This window comes from Laceyella sacchari, assembly GCF_004343255.1.
In the GTDB taxonomy this organism is placed as follows: Bacteria; Bacillota; Bacilli; order Thermoactinomycetales; family Thermoactinomycetaceae; genus Laceyella; species Laceyella sacchari.
This window is the reverse complement of sequence record NZ_SMDD01000001.1, coordinates 570,577-585,895: the sequence shown is the minus strand read 5'-3', so window position 1 is coordinate 585,895 and position 15,319 is coordinate 570,577. Positions and strand designations below refer to the sequence as shown.

Below are 15,319 nucleotides of genomic sequence, written 5' to 3'. Positions count from 1 at the left end.
CTGGCTATCACTGTTATCTCACAACTCTTTCGATTATAGAAACAATATCGCGGGAAATCCACCCTTTTTTCTTTCACCGGCTCTGCCCTTGTCGTATCGAGATGAACTAAGTGATGATGCCTGCTTCCCTTTTCAATGGCCACGCTTTCGCCTAAAATGAATAAGGTTGGGCAAAGATACCCCTAGAGGCGATGCAAAGGAGTTGGCATATGAATTACGATGTCATCGTGATCGGCGGTGGACCGGCAGGCTTGATGGCCAGCGCCGCGGCCGGTATGCACGGCGCCCGCGTCCTGCTCTTGGACAAAGGCGAAAAACTGGGTAAAAAACTGGCCATCTCGGGAGGCGGCCGGTGCAATGTCACCAATATCAAAGAGATTGACGAATTAATCCAGAACATTCCCGGCAACGGACGGTTTTTATACAGCGTTTTTTCCGTCTTCAACAATCGCGATCTCATGCATTTTTTTGAAGACCTTGGCGTGGCCTTGAAAGAAGAAGACAATGGGCGGATGTTTCCCGTGACGGACAGCGCCAAAACCGTAGTACAAGCTCTGGTGAAAAAAGTGAAAATGGTCGGAACGACGATCCGCGTAAATACGCCCGTCAAACGGGTACTTTATGAAAACGGCCGGGTCGTTGGCGTCGAAACACAAGACAAGGAAAGAATTTATGCACCCTCGGTCATTGTGGCAACAGGGGGAAAGGCAGCTTCCCACACCGGTTCCAGCGGAGATGGCTACGCTTGGGCAGAAGCGGCCGGACATACGATTACTGAACTGTTTCCCACCGAAGTTCCCCTCACATCATCTGAAGAACTAATTAGGCAACGGATCCTGCAAGGCTTGTCCCTGCGGAATGTGTCACTTAGCGTACTCAATCCCAAAGGTAAGAAAATCATCGAACACCGTGGAGACATGCTGTTCACCCATTTCGGCCTGTCCGGTCCGATCGCGCTGAGATGCAGTCAGTTTGTCGTCAAACAGTTGAAAAAAACGGGTGCACGTACAATTCCTGTGGCCATTGACTTATTCCCCGACCAAAAAGCGGGACCGTGGGAAGAAAAGCTGTGGGCGGAACTGAAAGCCAATCCAAAGAAAGCCGTGCGAAACGTCTTGAAGCACCTGATCCCCGAACGCATGGTTCCTGTGTTGATGAATCGGGCGCAGATCGTCGAAGATATAAATGCCGCCAATCTTTCCCGGGAACAATTGCATCGATTGTGCCAAGTGGCCAAACAATTCATTATTGAAGTAAACGGCACACTGCCTTTGGAAAAAGCATTTGTTACCGGCGGTGGTGTACATGTGAAAGAAATCGATCCCAAAACGATGCAGTCGAAACGGATGGCCGGCTTGTATTTTTGCGGCGAGATTTTGGACATCCATGGATACACCGGCGGTTACAATATTACAGCGGCATCTTGCACCGGCTATGTGGCAGGCAAAAGCGCGGCCGAGCAGGTGGTAAAAAATTGATCTTGTTATCCCACTTTACAAACGAAATCGGCACCCTTGTTAGTTGACAAACCCGGCGTCAATAAAAACGCCGGGTCAAGCGATGCATAGATTCTCTCTCAGAGAACATACTATGGTCGATCATTGTCGTCCTGATCGGAAAGGGGTAGCCGTGTTAGCATGAGCATATTAAATTGGACCTTGTTAATCATCTTTATTTCTATTCCTTTTGTGGCTATCGCATGGTGGCAAATCAAAGCCGGCAAAGCGAATAAACAAAAATGACGGCAGCGCGAAATACACATTTTTTACATTTAAAATGAATATCTCTCATTTTTTATTTAATGATTAATTAATTTAAATTAATCATTCACTTCAAACATTTATTCATCCAACATGCTAGAATAAAACGGGGGCGCGGTTAAGCCCCCGTTTTATTCTACAGGAGGGATGGCAATGTTTAATATCTTACGTCAACTTATTCTCGCCTTCTTACTGGTCTTTTCCGTCATGCTGCCCGTCCAAGCAGAAGCCGGGGTGCCTGAACAGCAAACTGTCAGCGTCGAATCATGGCCAGTTGTGACCATCACCGGTACAATTCAATCTTTGCCCGGGTATGACTCCGACGGGGAACATCAATACGCGCTGATCAGCAACGTCCGCCGCGTCAGTGGGTCTGTATCGGTACCTAGCACGATCTTCGCGTCCATCCGGATCGATGAGCGGGGAACGGATGGAGTCCTTCCCTTGCGTGTTGGTTCTTCCATCCAAATCAAAGGGGAATTCATCCCTGAAGATGAGGCTTACAAAACACCGGAAAACTGCTGTTACGCCGTGATCCATTTCACACATGATCCTGTCGGCTACGTATATTACAATGGCGTCTATTACAGATGATTGCCTTCCCATGTGCTAGCGCACCTGATTGGTGGCAAGTGTACATTTGCCACCGATCGGGTCTTTTTTTATGCCCTGAACCCATATTTTCCCGCCACGTATGGGAATATAATGTGAAGCAAGCCCCATTCCACAAAACCCACTTCACAACGTAACAATGTTATGTTACACTAACAACAAAGGAGGGTGCCGCAACGGAGCAGGAACTTATTTCCAAAAAGGACCTACTGGAGCTGACCGGAATCTCTTATGGACAGCTTTACCGATGGAAGCGCAAAAACCTCATTCCCGAAGAATGGTTTATTCGCAAATCGACTTACACGGGGCAAGAAACTTTCTTTCCCAAAGAGCAAATCCTCGATCGGGTAGAGAAAATCAAAAACCTGAAAGATGATCTCTCTCTGGATGAGATTGCCGGCATGTTCTCCACCGTTCCGATAACCACCGCACTGGAGAGACATGAATTAATCGAACGTAACATTGTTTCAGATATTGCTCTGAAATTGTACACGCAACAGTTTGCTGAGCAACAACACTTTACATTTAAAGAAGTTCTCCACATCTATATTCTCGACAAATTGCTCTCCAAAGGTGACATCAACCTGGAGGAAGGAAAGACACTCCTCCAACTGTTGCACGATCACTTTGGGAAAGTGGAGCATGCCGGCGGGCAATTGATCTGCATTCGCAAAATGGGCATCACTTCATTTATTCTGGCTCAATCAGGAGACATCTATTTTGAAGAAGGCGTTCGCGTGGTATTCACCATGAATTTGTTGACCTGCATTGAAGAATGCAAATTGAAATGGCATGGAGGCGAGTCGCATGGATAAAGAAAACCGCCGTGATTTGACCATCTCTGGCACCGGGAGCGCCAATGGCGGCGTATACGACCGTTTAAGCATTAATGGCGAGGGACGCATCCACGGCGATTTGGACTGCAACAGCATCAAAGCTTACGGCGTAACCACATTTAAAGGCAACATCAAAGCCGAACGGTTTGACATCGTGGGGGAAACCACAGTCAAGGGCGAGGTACACACCAATGAAATGAAAGTGAAAGGGCAAGCGCACATTCACGGGCAAGCGCATTGCCAAGAGCTGAAAGTGATCGGGTCTGCCACTGTCAACGGCAATCTGACCGGTGAAGAAATTGAAATCAAAGGCGGTGCCACCGTCAATGGGGATTGCTCTGCGGAATCGTTCCAAGCTAGCGGAGGGTTTACCATCGAAGGCCTGCTTAACGCGGGGCAAATCCACGTGCGGCTATATGGCAAATGCCAAGCGAGGGAAATCGGCGGGGAAACGATCCGTGTCGAGAAAGACAGTTTGGATTTCTCCCTTGTCAAATGGCTTAAGTCCATCCTCCACTACACCAATGAACTGGTGGCGGACACTATCGAAGGCGATGATATTTACCTGGAGAAAACAAAAGCCAAAGTCGTACGCGGCAACAACGTCTTAATCGGCCCTGGTTGTGAGATCGAGCTTGTGGAATACAAAGATCACTTTGAACAAAAAGGAGATTCGATTGTAAAAGAACACAATCAGGTCTGAGATTCCCCGCCAGGCATCCGCCCCCAACGGCGGATGTTTTTTTGTAAATCCGGCGAGTGAATAACGAATCATTTTTTTAAACAATTTTTAAAAAACCGCAAAATAGAACAAAAATAGACTCAGATGTGCATTTTTTTAATTATTTATTTCAAATTGTATAAACTTTGCGATTTAATACGAAAAAACGCTAGACAAATCATTATCAAAAAAATAAGATTAAAGCAAAGAGGTGATCACAGTGAACGTGAATGACTTAAAAACATTGGGTGAAGCCTTGCGCAAGATACGCAAAGAAAAAGGCCTGCGCTTAAAAGACTTGGAGGATGAGCATATCTCTTTTGCCACCATCAGCAGTATAGAGCGAGGCATTCCGACGGTTAAACCTCAAAACCGCGAATACTATTGTAAAAAACTTGGCTTTAACATCGAAGACATTCCTCAATTGATCCATCGCGAACAAAGGGAACACAAGCAATTGGAAAACTTGCTCTTCCTTATAGAAACATGTATCAACCTTGATTGCGATGGCGCATTGGAGCGGCTTCGCTTTCTGCAAAAGCATACCCAAGGCGGGTATATGGATATCATTCTGTATCTGAAGGGCTTGTGTTACGTTAAGAAAAACAACTTAAAAACAGCTGAGAAGTTTTTCAAACAATCCATCCAACATATTAACTCTAAACAGTTCTTATCCAACAGCAATATTAAAGCCGCCTGTTACAAGGAATTGGGTCGCATTTATTATCAACGGGACAACTCGCTCCAACAAGCCCTTGAATATACCAACAAAGGTTTGGCCGCATATAATGAAAATGCCGACCGCCAAGAAATCAAATATTTCTTGATGATCGACAAAGTTTCTTTCCTAGAAAAACAATATCGCATTGATGAAGCTTTGCAAACTCTGGATGAACTGTGGGACTCCATCCAAGATATCAACAGCTTGGAAGTAAAGCTCAATATGTATGAGTTGAAAGCGACGCTGCTCAATCAAAAGAAAAAATACGAAAAAGCGTTGCAATATGCCAAAGAAGGATTATTTATCGCCCGTGAAAACGGAACCCATGAAAAAGGAGTTGAGCTGCTCACTGTTTGGGGGAATATCCTGCAAAACGCGGATGACTATATGACCGCCGAAAATTGCTACAATCTGGCCCTCCGCCTTGAAGGAAAACTCAAGGACAAAAAATATGTGTTAGTCTCCACCCATACGCAACTCGGGAAACTGTACAGCAAAATGAAAAAATATGATCAATCATATGAACAGCTGACCACAGCGGTAGCCAAAGGCCGCAAATACAACGACGCTCATCGCTTCTGCGAATCATTGGTCGCTCTTGGTGATTACTATCTTGAGACTGGGAAACACCAAGAAGCCATTCAACCATATGACGAAGCATTAACTATCACCAACCAATATTCCTTCCAACGCCTGAAAGAACGAATCTTACTCAACTTATCTGAGTGTTGGAAAAACATCGGCAACAATGAGAAGTACATTTCGCTTCTCGTAGAGTTGCAATCAGAACTTCGGTTGCGCGAACAGGAAGTAGCTCAAGCCTGACTCACAAACCCGTAATCTCTTTTTCAAGCGGCGTCAGATGACCGCGTTTTCCATACGCCACCATGCGCAAATACTCACCGTACACCACCGCTCGGTGCGCCGACACTCGCGACCATCCCCAAGATGTTACGGGAATCTTGCCGATGGTCGTGAGTGCTGGGTAAGCCGCAAGGGTGATCCCCTCCGGCAGATGCTTCGTCAAGGTACGATGTTGCCTGCCCACAGCATACGCTTTGCTGACAAATAAAATCGTCGAAAGGCGACTCATGTCGACCAGTTGCAGTCCAAACCGAACATTTTCCAATGAATTGACCGATTGATCTTCCCAGACCATCTTCTCCCCAGGAATCCCCAACTCCACCAACTTGTCACGAATCACATGTGCTTCCGGCGTCCTTCCATAGGTCCAAGTAGGGTGTCGCGTGGCATTTTCCTTATACCCCCCGGTGATCAAAATCTGCTTGACGATCCCTTGCTGATAGGCGTGTGCCGCCGTTATCCAGATTTCGGGATGAGCCCCCCCAAAAACAAACAACAAATCATAACACGGCACGGTGCGCTCGGTCAGGTCAGGACGAAAGACTAGCTCTGTCAACGCCCGGATGTGAGCCGCACTGAGCGGGGGAACACTGGGGAATTTCGGAATGCTCATCTCATCGCCTCCTCATCGCCGTCTGCCCAATTCATCTCCCCCTTTTCCCCTCTCCCCTTTCGTTCAAACCCTCTTGTCGCGCATGAAGGGAATCACGCCATTTTATGTTATAATTTCGTGTATCTAGGTTTTGAGGAGGACAAGCATGGTTTCACTGCCAGAAGACTACTTGAAGCAGATGCGTGAGTTGCTTCAGGTGGAGTACGAAACGTTTATCCATACATATGAAGAAGCGCCCACACGCAGCCTGCGCGTCAACACGCTTAAACTATCCCCCGCGCAATTGGCTGAACGTGTCGCTTTTCATCTGAAACCGATTCCCTGGTGCAAAGAAGCCTTTTATTATGATCATGAGCAGGATCGACCGGGCAAGCATGTCTACCATGCCGCCGGCCTCTACTACATTCAAGACGCCAGTGCGATGTCGCCGGCAGAGGCGCTTGCGCCACAGCCCGGTGAGACGGTATTGGATCTGTGTGCCGCCCCCGGCGGAAAAACAACGCAAATCGCGGCGAAGATGCAGGGCCAAGGTCTCCTCGTTGCTAATGAGATCGATGGCAAACGGATCAAGGCGTTGGTGGAGAACCTCGAACGATGCGGGGTGACTAACGCGGTTGTGCTAAATGAAAACCCGTTGCGTTTGACCGATCGTTTCGCCGGCTTTTTTGACCGCATCTTAATCGATGCGCCCTGTTCGGGAGAAGGGATGTTTCGCAAAGACAAAGATGCCCGTGAACGCTGGAGTGTGCGGGCCACAAAGAAATGCGCCGATCTCCAGTTAGAAATCGTGTCCGCCGCCGCCCCCATGCTAAAACCTGGCGGAAGGTTGGTCTATTCTACCTGCACCTTCAATCCGCAAGAAAACGAGCAGTTGCTGGTTCGCTTCCTGACAAAGCATCCTGAGTTCCGTTTGGTGCCGGTGCCGCAAGCGGAGCATTACCAGCCGGGACGACCCGATTGGACCACCACCGCCGACCCCGAATTGAGCAAAGCGGCTCGGCTCTGGCCGCATCACTTGCGAGGGGAAGGACATTTTGTGGCCGTCTTGGAAAAAAACCCCGAGACGGAGGAAAGCAAGCAACGACCCGGCAAATTTCCGCCCGTCCATGCGCAAGCTAAAAAACTTTGGCAACAATTTGCCGCAGAGACATTTCGCGAACCCGATCACATACAAGGTCAATTCACCCTGTACGGCGAACATCTGTATCTTGTTCCCGATGAACTGCCTTCCTTGAAAGGATTAAAAGTGGAGCGGCCAGGACGTTATTTGGGGCAAGTCAAGAAGAGTCATTTGGCTCCCTCCCACGCCTTGGCCTTATCCCTTTGGCCAGATCAGGTGACGCAAACAATCGATTTCAACGCAGACGATCCTAACCTGTTGCTGTATCTACAGGGGGAGGCTTTGCCAGTTTCACTGAAAAAAGGCTGGACCTTGGTCAGCGTTGACGGTTTTGCACTCGGCTGGGGAAAAGTGTCGGGCGGTCTCTTAAAAAACCATTACCCCAAATGGTTACGCTGGGATAAATATTAATATCATGAGCAAGAGAAACGACAAGGCATTTGCGTCCGGTTGCAACCAAAACGCAAATGCCTTGTCGCATCAAATGCTCCTGCGATTAGAACTTGTCCCCGTGGTATTGATTAAGCGTACCTCAGGTCAGCCCCTGTATCTCCTTTTGCACAGCCATCAATTTATCCGGATTGACAACCATGTAGATCGCCTTGATGCGCTCCTCTTGCATGTGAAACGAAATGACACAAAAAACCTGATTACCATCTAGTGCAACGATGCCTGGCTGCCCGTTGACGTTTCGCATTTGGAGTGACGCACCCGCTGGCACCTTGGGCAAGGTTCCAGCAAAGAAACGAATAATGCGGTCCATGCCCATGATCGGACGGATCGCCGCTCTGACTTTACCCCCGCCATCGGTGATCAGGGTTGCATCTGTCGACAGCAAATCCAGCAATTGATTCACATTTCCGATTGATAACGCCTGGATAAACTGTTCAACCACTGCCCCCGCCTTCTCATGCATTTCCCCACCATTTGCAGGGACGCCATGGATGCTTCGTTTGGCCCGGCTGAAGATTTGCCGGCAATTCACACTGCTTTTGTTTACAATCTCCGCTATTTCATCGTAATCAAATTGCAAAACCTCCCGCAACAAAAACACAACACGCTCCGTCCACGATAGCTGCTGCAACAGCAATAGATAGGCTGTGGAAATCGTCTCTTTCTGCACATACTGTTCCGAAAGCTCATCTGAATTTCTATCTGTAATGATCGGCTCCGGCAACCATGGGCCGACATATACCTCACGCTGTTTGCGGGCTGATTTGAGCAAGTCGATACAACGATGGGTCACTATTTTGCATAAATAAGACTTTGGATTGCGCACATGGGCTGACGGGATTTCATTCAAGGAAATAAACGCTTCCTGTACAATGTCTTCCGCATCCATCATGCTACCCAACATGCGGTATGCCAACGAAATCAGCAAAGGCTTCGTTTCTGTGTACAGTTTTTCTGTGTCCATCAGTATAGGCTGACCCCACTTTCGTCATGGTTCATAACAAATTCCTGAATGATGCGAAGAGCCGCCCTTTTCCCGCTGGCCAGTGCCGCATCCGCCAGCATTTCTCCATGTCCGCACCCATCGCCCGCGATGTACAAGCCACGCATTTCAGGAACTTCCGGTCCGGAAAATGATGTTTTATCCACCGTAACCGAATCATGTACAACGGTCATGTTTGGCAAGAATTGCCGAGCGACAACTTCCTTTCTCCACCGGGGATGAAGAAGATCCATGACCTGCTCTAATTGTCTTTCATCCTCGCTGGGGTTGCCGGGCTCCGCACCGAGATACTTGACAAGATGCACCACTGTAATGCCATCTTCGCTCAACCTGGAAGCTGCGGAATGATTCGTGAAAAAGACAGGCTGGTCAATGCCGATAACAAAATGATGCTTGGGATTGGGCAACCGCTTAAGTCCCAGATCAAGGCAGGCGGCGATAATCGGGCGGGCTTGCTCTCTCCATTTTCGGAGCGAAGTGCGCTCTGCATCTTTAATGAGCCGGCAAGTCTGCGCGGGACCGACGGTGACGATCACATAAGGCACTTCAAGCATGGCGCCATCCGCAAAATGAATGCGATAAATCTTGCCACTTCGCTCGATTTGTGTTGCCGTCTGCCGGTTCAGCAATGTAACCCCGGCAACGACGGCTTGATCCCGCAGGCTATTGACAATAGACTCCCAGCCTCCGTCCACATAGAGAACACTCTCTTTCAAACCTCTCTGCAACTGTTCTATGGTCGCCCCAGCCAGCTGATGATCGGGATCGTTCGCAAAGGTTGTGGTTCGGCATAATGCATAAAAGATATGGCGTGCCATCGGATCCTGTATGGTTTTCTCCGCCCACTCTCGCAAACTGATTCGGCCGACGGCATGGGGCTCGATCCGGCTTAGTCGAACCATGAGGCTAACAAACTCTTTTTTCCCGTAAAAAGTTAACAGCTTGGAAGTTAGAAGCGACCCCACGCTGTCCGGCAAGGGATACATGTCATTCTTCCACATGGCGTAACCCTTTGCGTTAGGAATCCCGCCTTGAACCTCGACACCCAATTCCCGCAAAATAGAAAAAGCTTCACCCCCGCGATACAGCGCATGCCCACCTAGATTAAACAGAGCTCCGTTCTTGTGTACCGTGCCTGCGCGCCCACCTAGGCGATCGGATTTTTCCAATACAGCAACCGCTTTCCCAGCTTTGGCCAAATAAATGGACGCCGCCAAACCGGAGAGCCCGCCACCTATGATGGCTACATCATATTTTTTCATGTTATCACCTTATTCCCTGTTTTACTAATATGACGAGGAAACAGGTGACTTTGTGACAGAACCACTTAGGCACTCTTATGCATCTGCCGTTTCCCTCAGGTATTTCCGGGGAAATCACACATGCCAATTATCAAAAAAGGATGATTCCTGGCCGCATATCGCACCAAAAACCATCCCTTAATCATCTTCCTTCACTTTTCGATTACGCGCTTAAACGCGTCACATCCGGGTGACCAGTGCCCGTTTCCGCCCGCCGCGCCTTCCAATACAACAGTGCAGAAGCGGCGACAAAGAACAGCGCGAACAAAAACATCCCTCGGTAACCTAACCAAGCGGCGATCATCCCCAACAAGAAAGAGCCTACGCCAATTCCGACGTCAGCGGCGATGAAAAACGTTGCCGTGGCCGCACCGCGTCTTGCCGCTGTCACCTTTGAGATAACCATGGCCTGCAAGCAGGGCTGAATGCTTCCATAGCCAGCGCCGATAAACGCCCCCGCTGTGTAAAAAAGTGCCTGATCTTCCGCCATCGCCATGCAGATCAACCCGATAACATAACAAGCGATGCTGGGATACACGACAGAATCCGGCCCTTTACGGTCAAACAGGCGCCCCGACAACAATCGGGCGATGACCAAGGCCAGCGCATAGAAAAAATAAAAGCCGCCAGCCATATCTTTGTCTCCCAATTCAGCTGCATACAGCGAAATAAACGACACAATGCCCCCAAACACCATGGCAAAACCAATAATCGGCATTGAGTAGGAAAACGCTTTGCGCTCAATCATCTTTCCCCAATCCGTAAGACGGATGCGCATAGACGGAGCGGGATTGGCTTTTTTAGGAAACTTCACCTGCATGATTAACAACAGGCTGATCAATACAAATAAGCCGCAAAGCAGAAAGAGCCAGGTATATGACAGGGATTGAACCACCCAGAGTCCAAACGCCGGCCCGACAACCATCGCCAGCATGTTGGATGTTCCAAAGTAACCCAGCCCTTCTCCGCGCTTGGCTGGCGGAATGATATCATTCACCGCCGCACCCAAAGCAGTGGTAGCCATGCCAAACGCCCCGCCGTGCAACAAGCGGATCACCAACAGCAAGAGAAAGCTCATGGCCGCAAAATACCCGATCGTCGAGGCCAAATACAATCCGATCGTCCACACCAGAATAGTTTTTCTATCCAACTGATCGACCAGCAATCCACCGTAAGGCCGCATCAGAACAGAAGCCATCGTGAATATGCCAATTACCAAACCCACTTGCTGTTCCTGTGCGTGCAATTCATCTACGGCATATACCGGCAAGGTTGACAACAACACAAAAAATCCGCCAAACAAGAAAAAGTTTGCCAGACAAATCAAGATAAAATCTTTTGTCCACAATCTCATCCGTATCGTTCCTCCCATATCCCCCATCTGTCCGTATTTACTTGCGTGTGTTTCGCGCACGCCAACTGGCTGCAAACGTTTTTCCCATGCTTGCCACAGGAACTGGACGTATGAGAAAAACGTTTGCAGCCAATTCCATTGGAGTGTATCTAGCAAATAACGTAAAAATGACCTTTACCAGATGCGAAGCCTTTGGACACTTTATCCGTCACGACTCTGACCTGCACACGTTAGTTATTATATTTCGCAATCCGAAACAAACTCAATAAGAAAAATGCGGCAAAAAAACGCTTTCTTTCACATGGGGCAAGCTCGCACAAGCATATACTTGATTATAGGCATACGGAGGTGTTTTCTTTGACAAAAGAAGAAAAAATCCCAACCCATCCAAGATTTCTTCCCTATACGCAAGTGGCAATGGGCATGATTCAGCCGGAATGGATTTTCATGAACCATTTTTTTGAACGAGAAGATATGGAAGAAGAACAGCTGGATTCCACAACCCTCTCCATCTCCACAATTCCCCCGAGTGAAACCGAAAAAAAAGCCATCCAGATCCATTTCCACGCTCGGCGCGAACCCAGGGGAGAAGAGTGAGCAATCCCTTGACTCTCTCAGCATTTCACTGCTTACTCCACACAAAAACCGCTTCCCCCTAAGGGAAAACGGTTTGTATAGGGAAGATGGCTTTTCATTTCGCCCCATCACTTTTGAACATCATCAAATTTTTGCAAACAGCAATTCACACGTTGTGTCTTGCTCTATTCCCGAAAAAACAGCTTGTCCTTGATAAACAAATTCTTTATAACTGATCCCGCCAGCCACCGTGGCCGGAAATAACTTTCGAAAAATATGCTTGGAAGCTTCATTGGTGCATATCATCGCCACTTTGTTATACCCTTGTGATTGGCCTTGTTCAACAACGCGTTTCTCCAATTGTTGTACCAATCCTTGCCCAGTAAAATCGCTATGACTGGCCCCCATTTCCAACACAAGAGTATCAGGACCGAGACAAGAAGCAGCTTTTTTCTCTATTTCTTCAAATAAGGTAATGATCGGATCCAGTTCCGGACACACTTTCTTGGTTTCCTCTTTATTAAGAAAAGGCACCGTCGCTTTTCGACCAAGAACGACGGCAGCCAAATGCTCTCCTTCCATCGCCACAAAAGACATTTGTTGTTCCACAGCTTTAACCAATGTTAAATAACAATAACGGTAAAATGCATCCTCGGGAATCTGCAAGAAAGCAGCCATCGGTTCATTTTTAATAAAAGAATGGGTAAGTAAAATGCTTGCTTTACTAATATGTTGTGCTCCCAACTGTTTAATAATCATTTCATCATCCCGCTTCCTACAAAGTTTTCATCCTAGCGGTGGCAAAGGAAGTTGATTTGCCAGACACACCCCAGTAACATCGCACCGCAAAACGCGGCACAAATGCCCGCCAAGCGCCTTTTACTACGCTAAAGAAATCCCATCTCCCCCATCCCATTATATAGTAAATTTCATATCTTCCAAAAACATTTCGTGCGGTATTATATGATTTATTCTTAAAAACATAAAACACCGGGAAGAATAGGGGCTCACTTTGGCGGTCGAATCCCCATTTCCCTCCCGGCACGGATTACAAACATCCCTCTTTTTTCCAATTGAATTTGTTCTTTTTGGTCTCTTCCTTCTGCTTCTGCTTAATCCATAAGTCCCTTTTAATTTTCAAATAGCGCTTCATTTCACCGATAAAGTGATACACCGCTGCGCGCGTCTCAAATTCCTCAAGCGTTTGCGGCAAAGCCGACTCTTTAAAACGACGACTGATCTGCTCCAATTCCTCCAAATAATGCGATGCGGTATTGCCCGGATGAACCGCGCCGGCCAAGCGATCCAAGAATTCGCCGACGATAAGGCTCTCCTGGCAACAATGATCCAATGAGGAAACACTGGGCGCGATCCGTTCCAGAATTTCAAACTGCCGCTCACGCATTTCAAAGTAACGGTAATAATACGCGCAGTCGTAAGGAGCCACATTTTCTATATCACGCAGAGCCAACGCCTTAGCTTCTTTCAACAACCGGGCCGTTTCCGTGATCTCTTTGCCGTCCCACTGTTGATCCTTATCACGCAAATAAGCGGCCAGTTCGCGCAAAATGGCCTTGAAGTTGGCTTCGATCTGCTGTTGAATCTCTTTCAACTTTTTTTCACTGCTCGGCATATGCATATTGGCCAACACCGCCATTCCGATCCCGATAACGATCAGTAGCCCCTCGTTAATAACAATGGGGAGGGACACCTCTTTCAGGATATACAGATGCAAAATGACCACGGTCGCCGTCGTAATGCCGTCCGTTGCTTTCAGCTTGACGCAGAGGGGGATCAACAATAGCATCAGGATGGTTAACCCCCAAGCATGGTATCCGAGCAGTTCAAAGACCAGTATGGCCAAGACCAATCCCAACACACATGCGAGTACTCTCTCCCATGCGGTTTGGTAAGATTTTTTCTTCGTCGTTTTAATGCATAAGATAGTAATTACAGCAGCCGAACTATAAAATTGCAAACCAAGCCATTGGGCGATGGCTAAAGATAAACCCGTCCCAATAGCCGTCTTCACCGTACGATAACCGATCTTCATATTGCCTCACTTTTTCTTTTAAGGAATGTCTGATAAACATACCCGGTGTCACTCACACCGATTTCTCATTTGTTGGCGCTCATTAAAAAAAAGCGTTTTTCACCGCCTTCATATAAGCCAACTTGATTGATCAGACAATCCCAGTTATGTAACCATTATAATACAACAGAATAATTTCTGTAATCCAAGTCCCTCCTTTTTTCATCTGTTTCATGAACAGCCTTTAGAAACGGACACCGTCATATTCCATCATCGCCAATGATTTGATATTATTTGAATTGTCCGGATCATTTCGCAAGGAGTGGTCAACATGAACACAACAACCACACCGGCTAAAATCTCTTATTATCGGCTGTTGCAAGCCAGCTACCGCAGAGCTGAGCAACTCTTGCGTGAAATCTCCGAACATCCCCACCGCTACCATCCAGCAAAAAAACAGGAAACGGCGGATTATTTAACCCAATTGCGCAAAGAGATGGGGAAATTTCACATCGACCAATCGTAGCGGGGCCTGATAAGGCCTTTTTTCTTTGCGCCGAACGCGCCATTTATAACCAAGAATGACCAGTCGCGCACAAGAGATTTTGTTATGCTTTTTAAATTCTTATCATACGTATCCGCTTTCCCGATTTACATTGCTTCAGCATATGCCAATGCAAATATTTCCCATATCATTCCACATCTTCTAAGTTGAATATATATAATTCCATTTATTATCGGTAATAAATTTATTTATTTTTTTATCGATTAAAGAAGGAAAACTTAATTTGTTCACGAAAAGATAATATAACAAACTGAAAGGAGGCTGGAAAAAAAAGCACTCCCGCCTGTGCCATTTCTACACGAGCAGCCACCTCATCCAACCCTTGGTTTATAATGATCTTTGCCTTACATGACAATTGTCCTTCCACAGTACAACATCTACCCAACGGCAGGGAGGCGTGTTAGAAATTTGTATTCCCACCACATCCCGTCGAAGTGTTATGTCCGCCCCGCGTTTTGACTCATGCCATGTACTCACCTCTGAAAATGACTGATGAATCATATATTTCCGTATATTCTGCTAATTTCTACCTACTAGCGCGTCGAGTCTCCTCGCCGGGGGACGGATCACTGACAGGCATCGCTTGACTCATGACAACAGGTGCATTGTGCTGACGCAAATCATGTTCTTTTGCATCAGAACCACTTACCCAACCAATCAAATCCACAAATCAAAAGGAGGATTTTTTCGTGAAGAAACGCGTTTCCCTCATCGCTTCCTTCGTTTTGATGGCAAGCGCCGCCCTGCCTTCCGCCATTTTCGCTGAGGAAGTAGATAGCCAAGCGGGT

Annotated in this window: 14 protein-coding genes; 8 read left to right on the top strand and 6 right to left on the bottom strand. The window is 47.5% G+C overall.

Translation table 11 applies throughout. The features are described from left to right. The first annotated feature begins 209 nt into the window (after nt 1–209). From EDC32_RS02785 to EDC32_RS02765, 5 genes are all read left to right on the top strand, one after another. Complete coding sequence (locus EDC32_RS02785) at nt 210–1,478, top strand: BaiN/RdsA family NAD(P)/FAD-dependent oxidoreductase (protein ID WP_132219922.1); 1,269 nt, start codon at nt 210–212, stop codon at nt 1,476–1,478. Nucleotides 1,479–1,913: 435 nt separating this feature from the next. Then, nucleotides 1,914–2,354 carry a hypothetical protein gene (locus tag EDC32_RS02780; RefSeq protein ID WP_132219921.1) on the top strand — a complete coding sequence of 147 codons (441 nt, stop codon included), beginning with the start codon at nt 1,914–1,916 and terminating at the stop codon, nt 2,352–2,354. A gap of 209 nt (nt 2,355–2,563) precedes the next feature. Continuing rightward, entirely contained in the window at nt 2,564–3,187 is a 624-nt protein-coding gene (locus tag EDC32_RS02775) for a YhbD family protein (RefSeq protein ID WP_132219920.1), read from the top strand. Next, entirely contained in the window at nt 3,180–3,911 is a 732-nt protein-coding gene (locus EDC32_RS02770) for a bactofilin family protein (RefSeq protein WP_132219919.1), read from the top strand. The genes EDC32_RS02775 and EDC32_RS02770 overlap by 8 nt, the downstream gene beginning before the upstream one ends. Before the next feature lie 238 nt (nt 3,912–4,149). After that, a complete protein-coding gene (locus tag EDC32_RS02765) occupies nt 4,150–5,475 on the top strand; it encodes a helix-turn-helix domain-containing protein (protein WP_132219918.1) in 1,326 nt (441 codons plus the stop codon). A 1-nt stretch (nt 5,476) separates the two neighbouring features. On the opposite strand, the gene EDC32_RS02760 is transcribed toward EDC32_RS02765, so the two are convergent. Then, nucleotides 5,477–6,127: a YdcF family protein gene (locus EDC32_RS02760; protein WP_132219917.1), complete on the bottom strand. Its 651-nt coding sequence runs from the start codon at nt 6,125–6,127 to the stop codon at nt 5,477–5,479. Nucleotides 6,128–6,272: 145 nt separating this feature from the next. Here EDC32_RS02760 and EDC32_RS02755 point away from each other — a divergent pair, with 145 nt between their 5' ends. Beyond that, a complete protein-coding gene (locus EDC32_RS02755) occupies nt 6,273–7,658 on the top strand; it encodes an RsmF rRNA methyltransferase first C-terminal domain-containing protein (RefSeq protein WP_132219916.1) in 1,386 nt (461 codons plus the stop codon). 121 nt (nt 7,659–7,779) lie between these two features. Here the strand turns inward: EDC32_RS02755 and EDC32_RS02750 are convergent, their stop codons facing one another. The 3 genes from EDC32_RS02750 to EDC32_RS02740 form a co-directional block, all read right to left on the bottom strand. Next, nucleotides 7,780–8,664, bottom strand: coding sequence for an RNA polymerase sigma-70 factor (locus EDC32_RS02750; protein ID WP_132219915.1), 885 nt, complete (start codon nt 8,662–8,664; stop codon nt 7,780–7,782). Continuing rightward, complete coding sequence (locus EDC32_RS02745; RefSeq protein ID WP_132219914.1) at nt 8,664–9,965, bottom strand: phytoene desaturase family protein; 1,302 nt, start codon at nt 9,963–9,965, stop codon at nt 8,664–8,666. The genes EDC32_RS02750 and EDC32_RS02745 overlap by 1 nt, the downstream gene beginning before the upstream one ends. 202 nt (nt 9,966–10,167) lie before the next feature. Next, complete coding sequence (locus tag EDC32_RS02740) at nt 10,168–11,358, bottom strand: MFS transporter (protein WP_158283203.1); 1,191 nt, start codon at nt 11,356–11,358, stop codon at nt 10,168–10,170. A gap of 357 nt (nt 11,359–11,715) precedes the next feature. Here EDC32_RS02740 and EDC32_RS02735 point away from each other — a divergent pair, with 357 nt between their 5' ends. Beyond that, on the top strand, nt 11,716–11,955 hold the full coding sequence (locus tag EDC32_RS02735; protein WP_132219912.1) for a hypothetical protein: 240 nt from the start codon (nt 11,716–11,718) through the stop codon (nt 11,953–11,955). A gap of 123 nt (nt 11,956–12,078) precedes the next feature. Here the strand turns inward: EDC32_RS02735 and EDC32_RS02730 are convergent, their stop codons facing one another. Further along, nucleotides 12,079–12,693: a hypothetical protein gene (locus EDC32_RS02730; protein WP_132219911.1), complete on the bottom strand. Its 615-nt coding sequence runs from the start codon at nt 12,691–12,693 to the stop codon at nt 12,079–12,081. A gap of 289 nt (nt 12,694–12,982) precedes the next feature. Continuing rightward, complete coding sequence (locus EDC32_RS02725; RefSeq protein WP_132219910.1) at nt 12,983–13,987, bottom strand: aromatic acid exporter family protein; 1,005 nt, start codon at nt 13,985–13,987, stop codon at nt 12,983–12,985. Between the two features lie 310 nt (nt 13,988–14,297). Between EDC32_RS02725 and EDC32_RS02720 the strand changes: the two genes are divergently transcribed. Further along, nucleotides 14,298–14,492, top strand: a complete 195-nt coding sequence (locus EDC32_RS02720; RefSeq protein WP_022735890.1) for a hypothetical protein — start codon at nt 14,298–14,300, stop codon at nt 14,490–14,492. Nucleotides 14,493–15,319 lie beyond the last annotated feature (827 nt).

What these genes read in the sequence shown, in the direction of transcription:
- EDC32_RS02740 (WP_158283203.1), bottom strand. Translation starts at nt 11,358, where the DNA reads ATGAGATTGTGGACAAAAGATTTTATCTTGATTTGTCTGGCAAACTTT.
- EDC32_RS02730 (WP_132219911.1), bottom strand. Translation starts at nt 12,693, where the DNA reads ATGATTATTAAACAGTTGGGAGCACAACATATTAGTAAAGCAAGCATT.
- EDC32_RS02755 (WP_132219916.1), top strand. Translation starts at nt 6,273, where the DNA reads ATGGTTTCACTGCCAGAAGACTACTTGAAGCAGATGCGTGAGTTGCTT.
- EDC32_RS02725 (WP_132219910.1), bottom strand. Translation starts at nt 13,987, where the DNA reads ATGAAGATCGGTTATCGTACGGTGAAGACGGCTATTGGGACGGGTTTA.
- EDC32_RS02750 (WP_132219915.1), bottom strand. Translation starts at nt 8,664, where the DNA reads ATGGACACAGAAAAACTGTACACAGAAACGAAGCCTTTGCTGATTTCG.
- EDC32_RS02745 (WP_132219914.1), bottom strand. Translation starts at nt 9,965, where the DNA reads ATGAAAAAATATGATGTAGCCATCATAGGTGGCGGGCTCTCCGGTTTG.
- EDC32_RS02720 (WP_022735890.1), top strand. Translation starts at nt 14,298, where the DNA reads ATGAACACAACAACCACACCGGCTAAAATCTCTTATTATCGGCTGTTG.
- EDC32_RS02770 (WP_132219919.1), top strand. Translation starts at nt 3,180, where the DNA reads ATGGATAAAGAAAACCGCCGTGATTTGACCATCTCTGGCACCGGGAGC.
- EDC32_RS02785 (WP_132219922.1), top strand. Translation starts at nt 210, where the DNA reads ATGAATTACGATGTCATCGTGATCGGCGGTGGACCGGCAGGCTTGATG.
- EDC32_RS02780 (WP_132219921.1), top strand. Translation starts at nt 1,914, where the DNA reads ATGTTTAATATCTTACGTCAACTTATTCTCGCCTTCTTACTGGTCTTT.
- EDC32_RS02760 (WP_132219917.1), bottom strand. Translation starts at nt 6,127, where the DNA reads ATGAGCATTCCGAAATTCCCCAGTGTTCCCCCGCTCAGTGCGGCTCAC.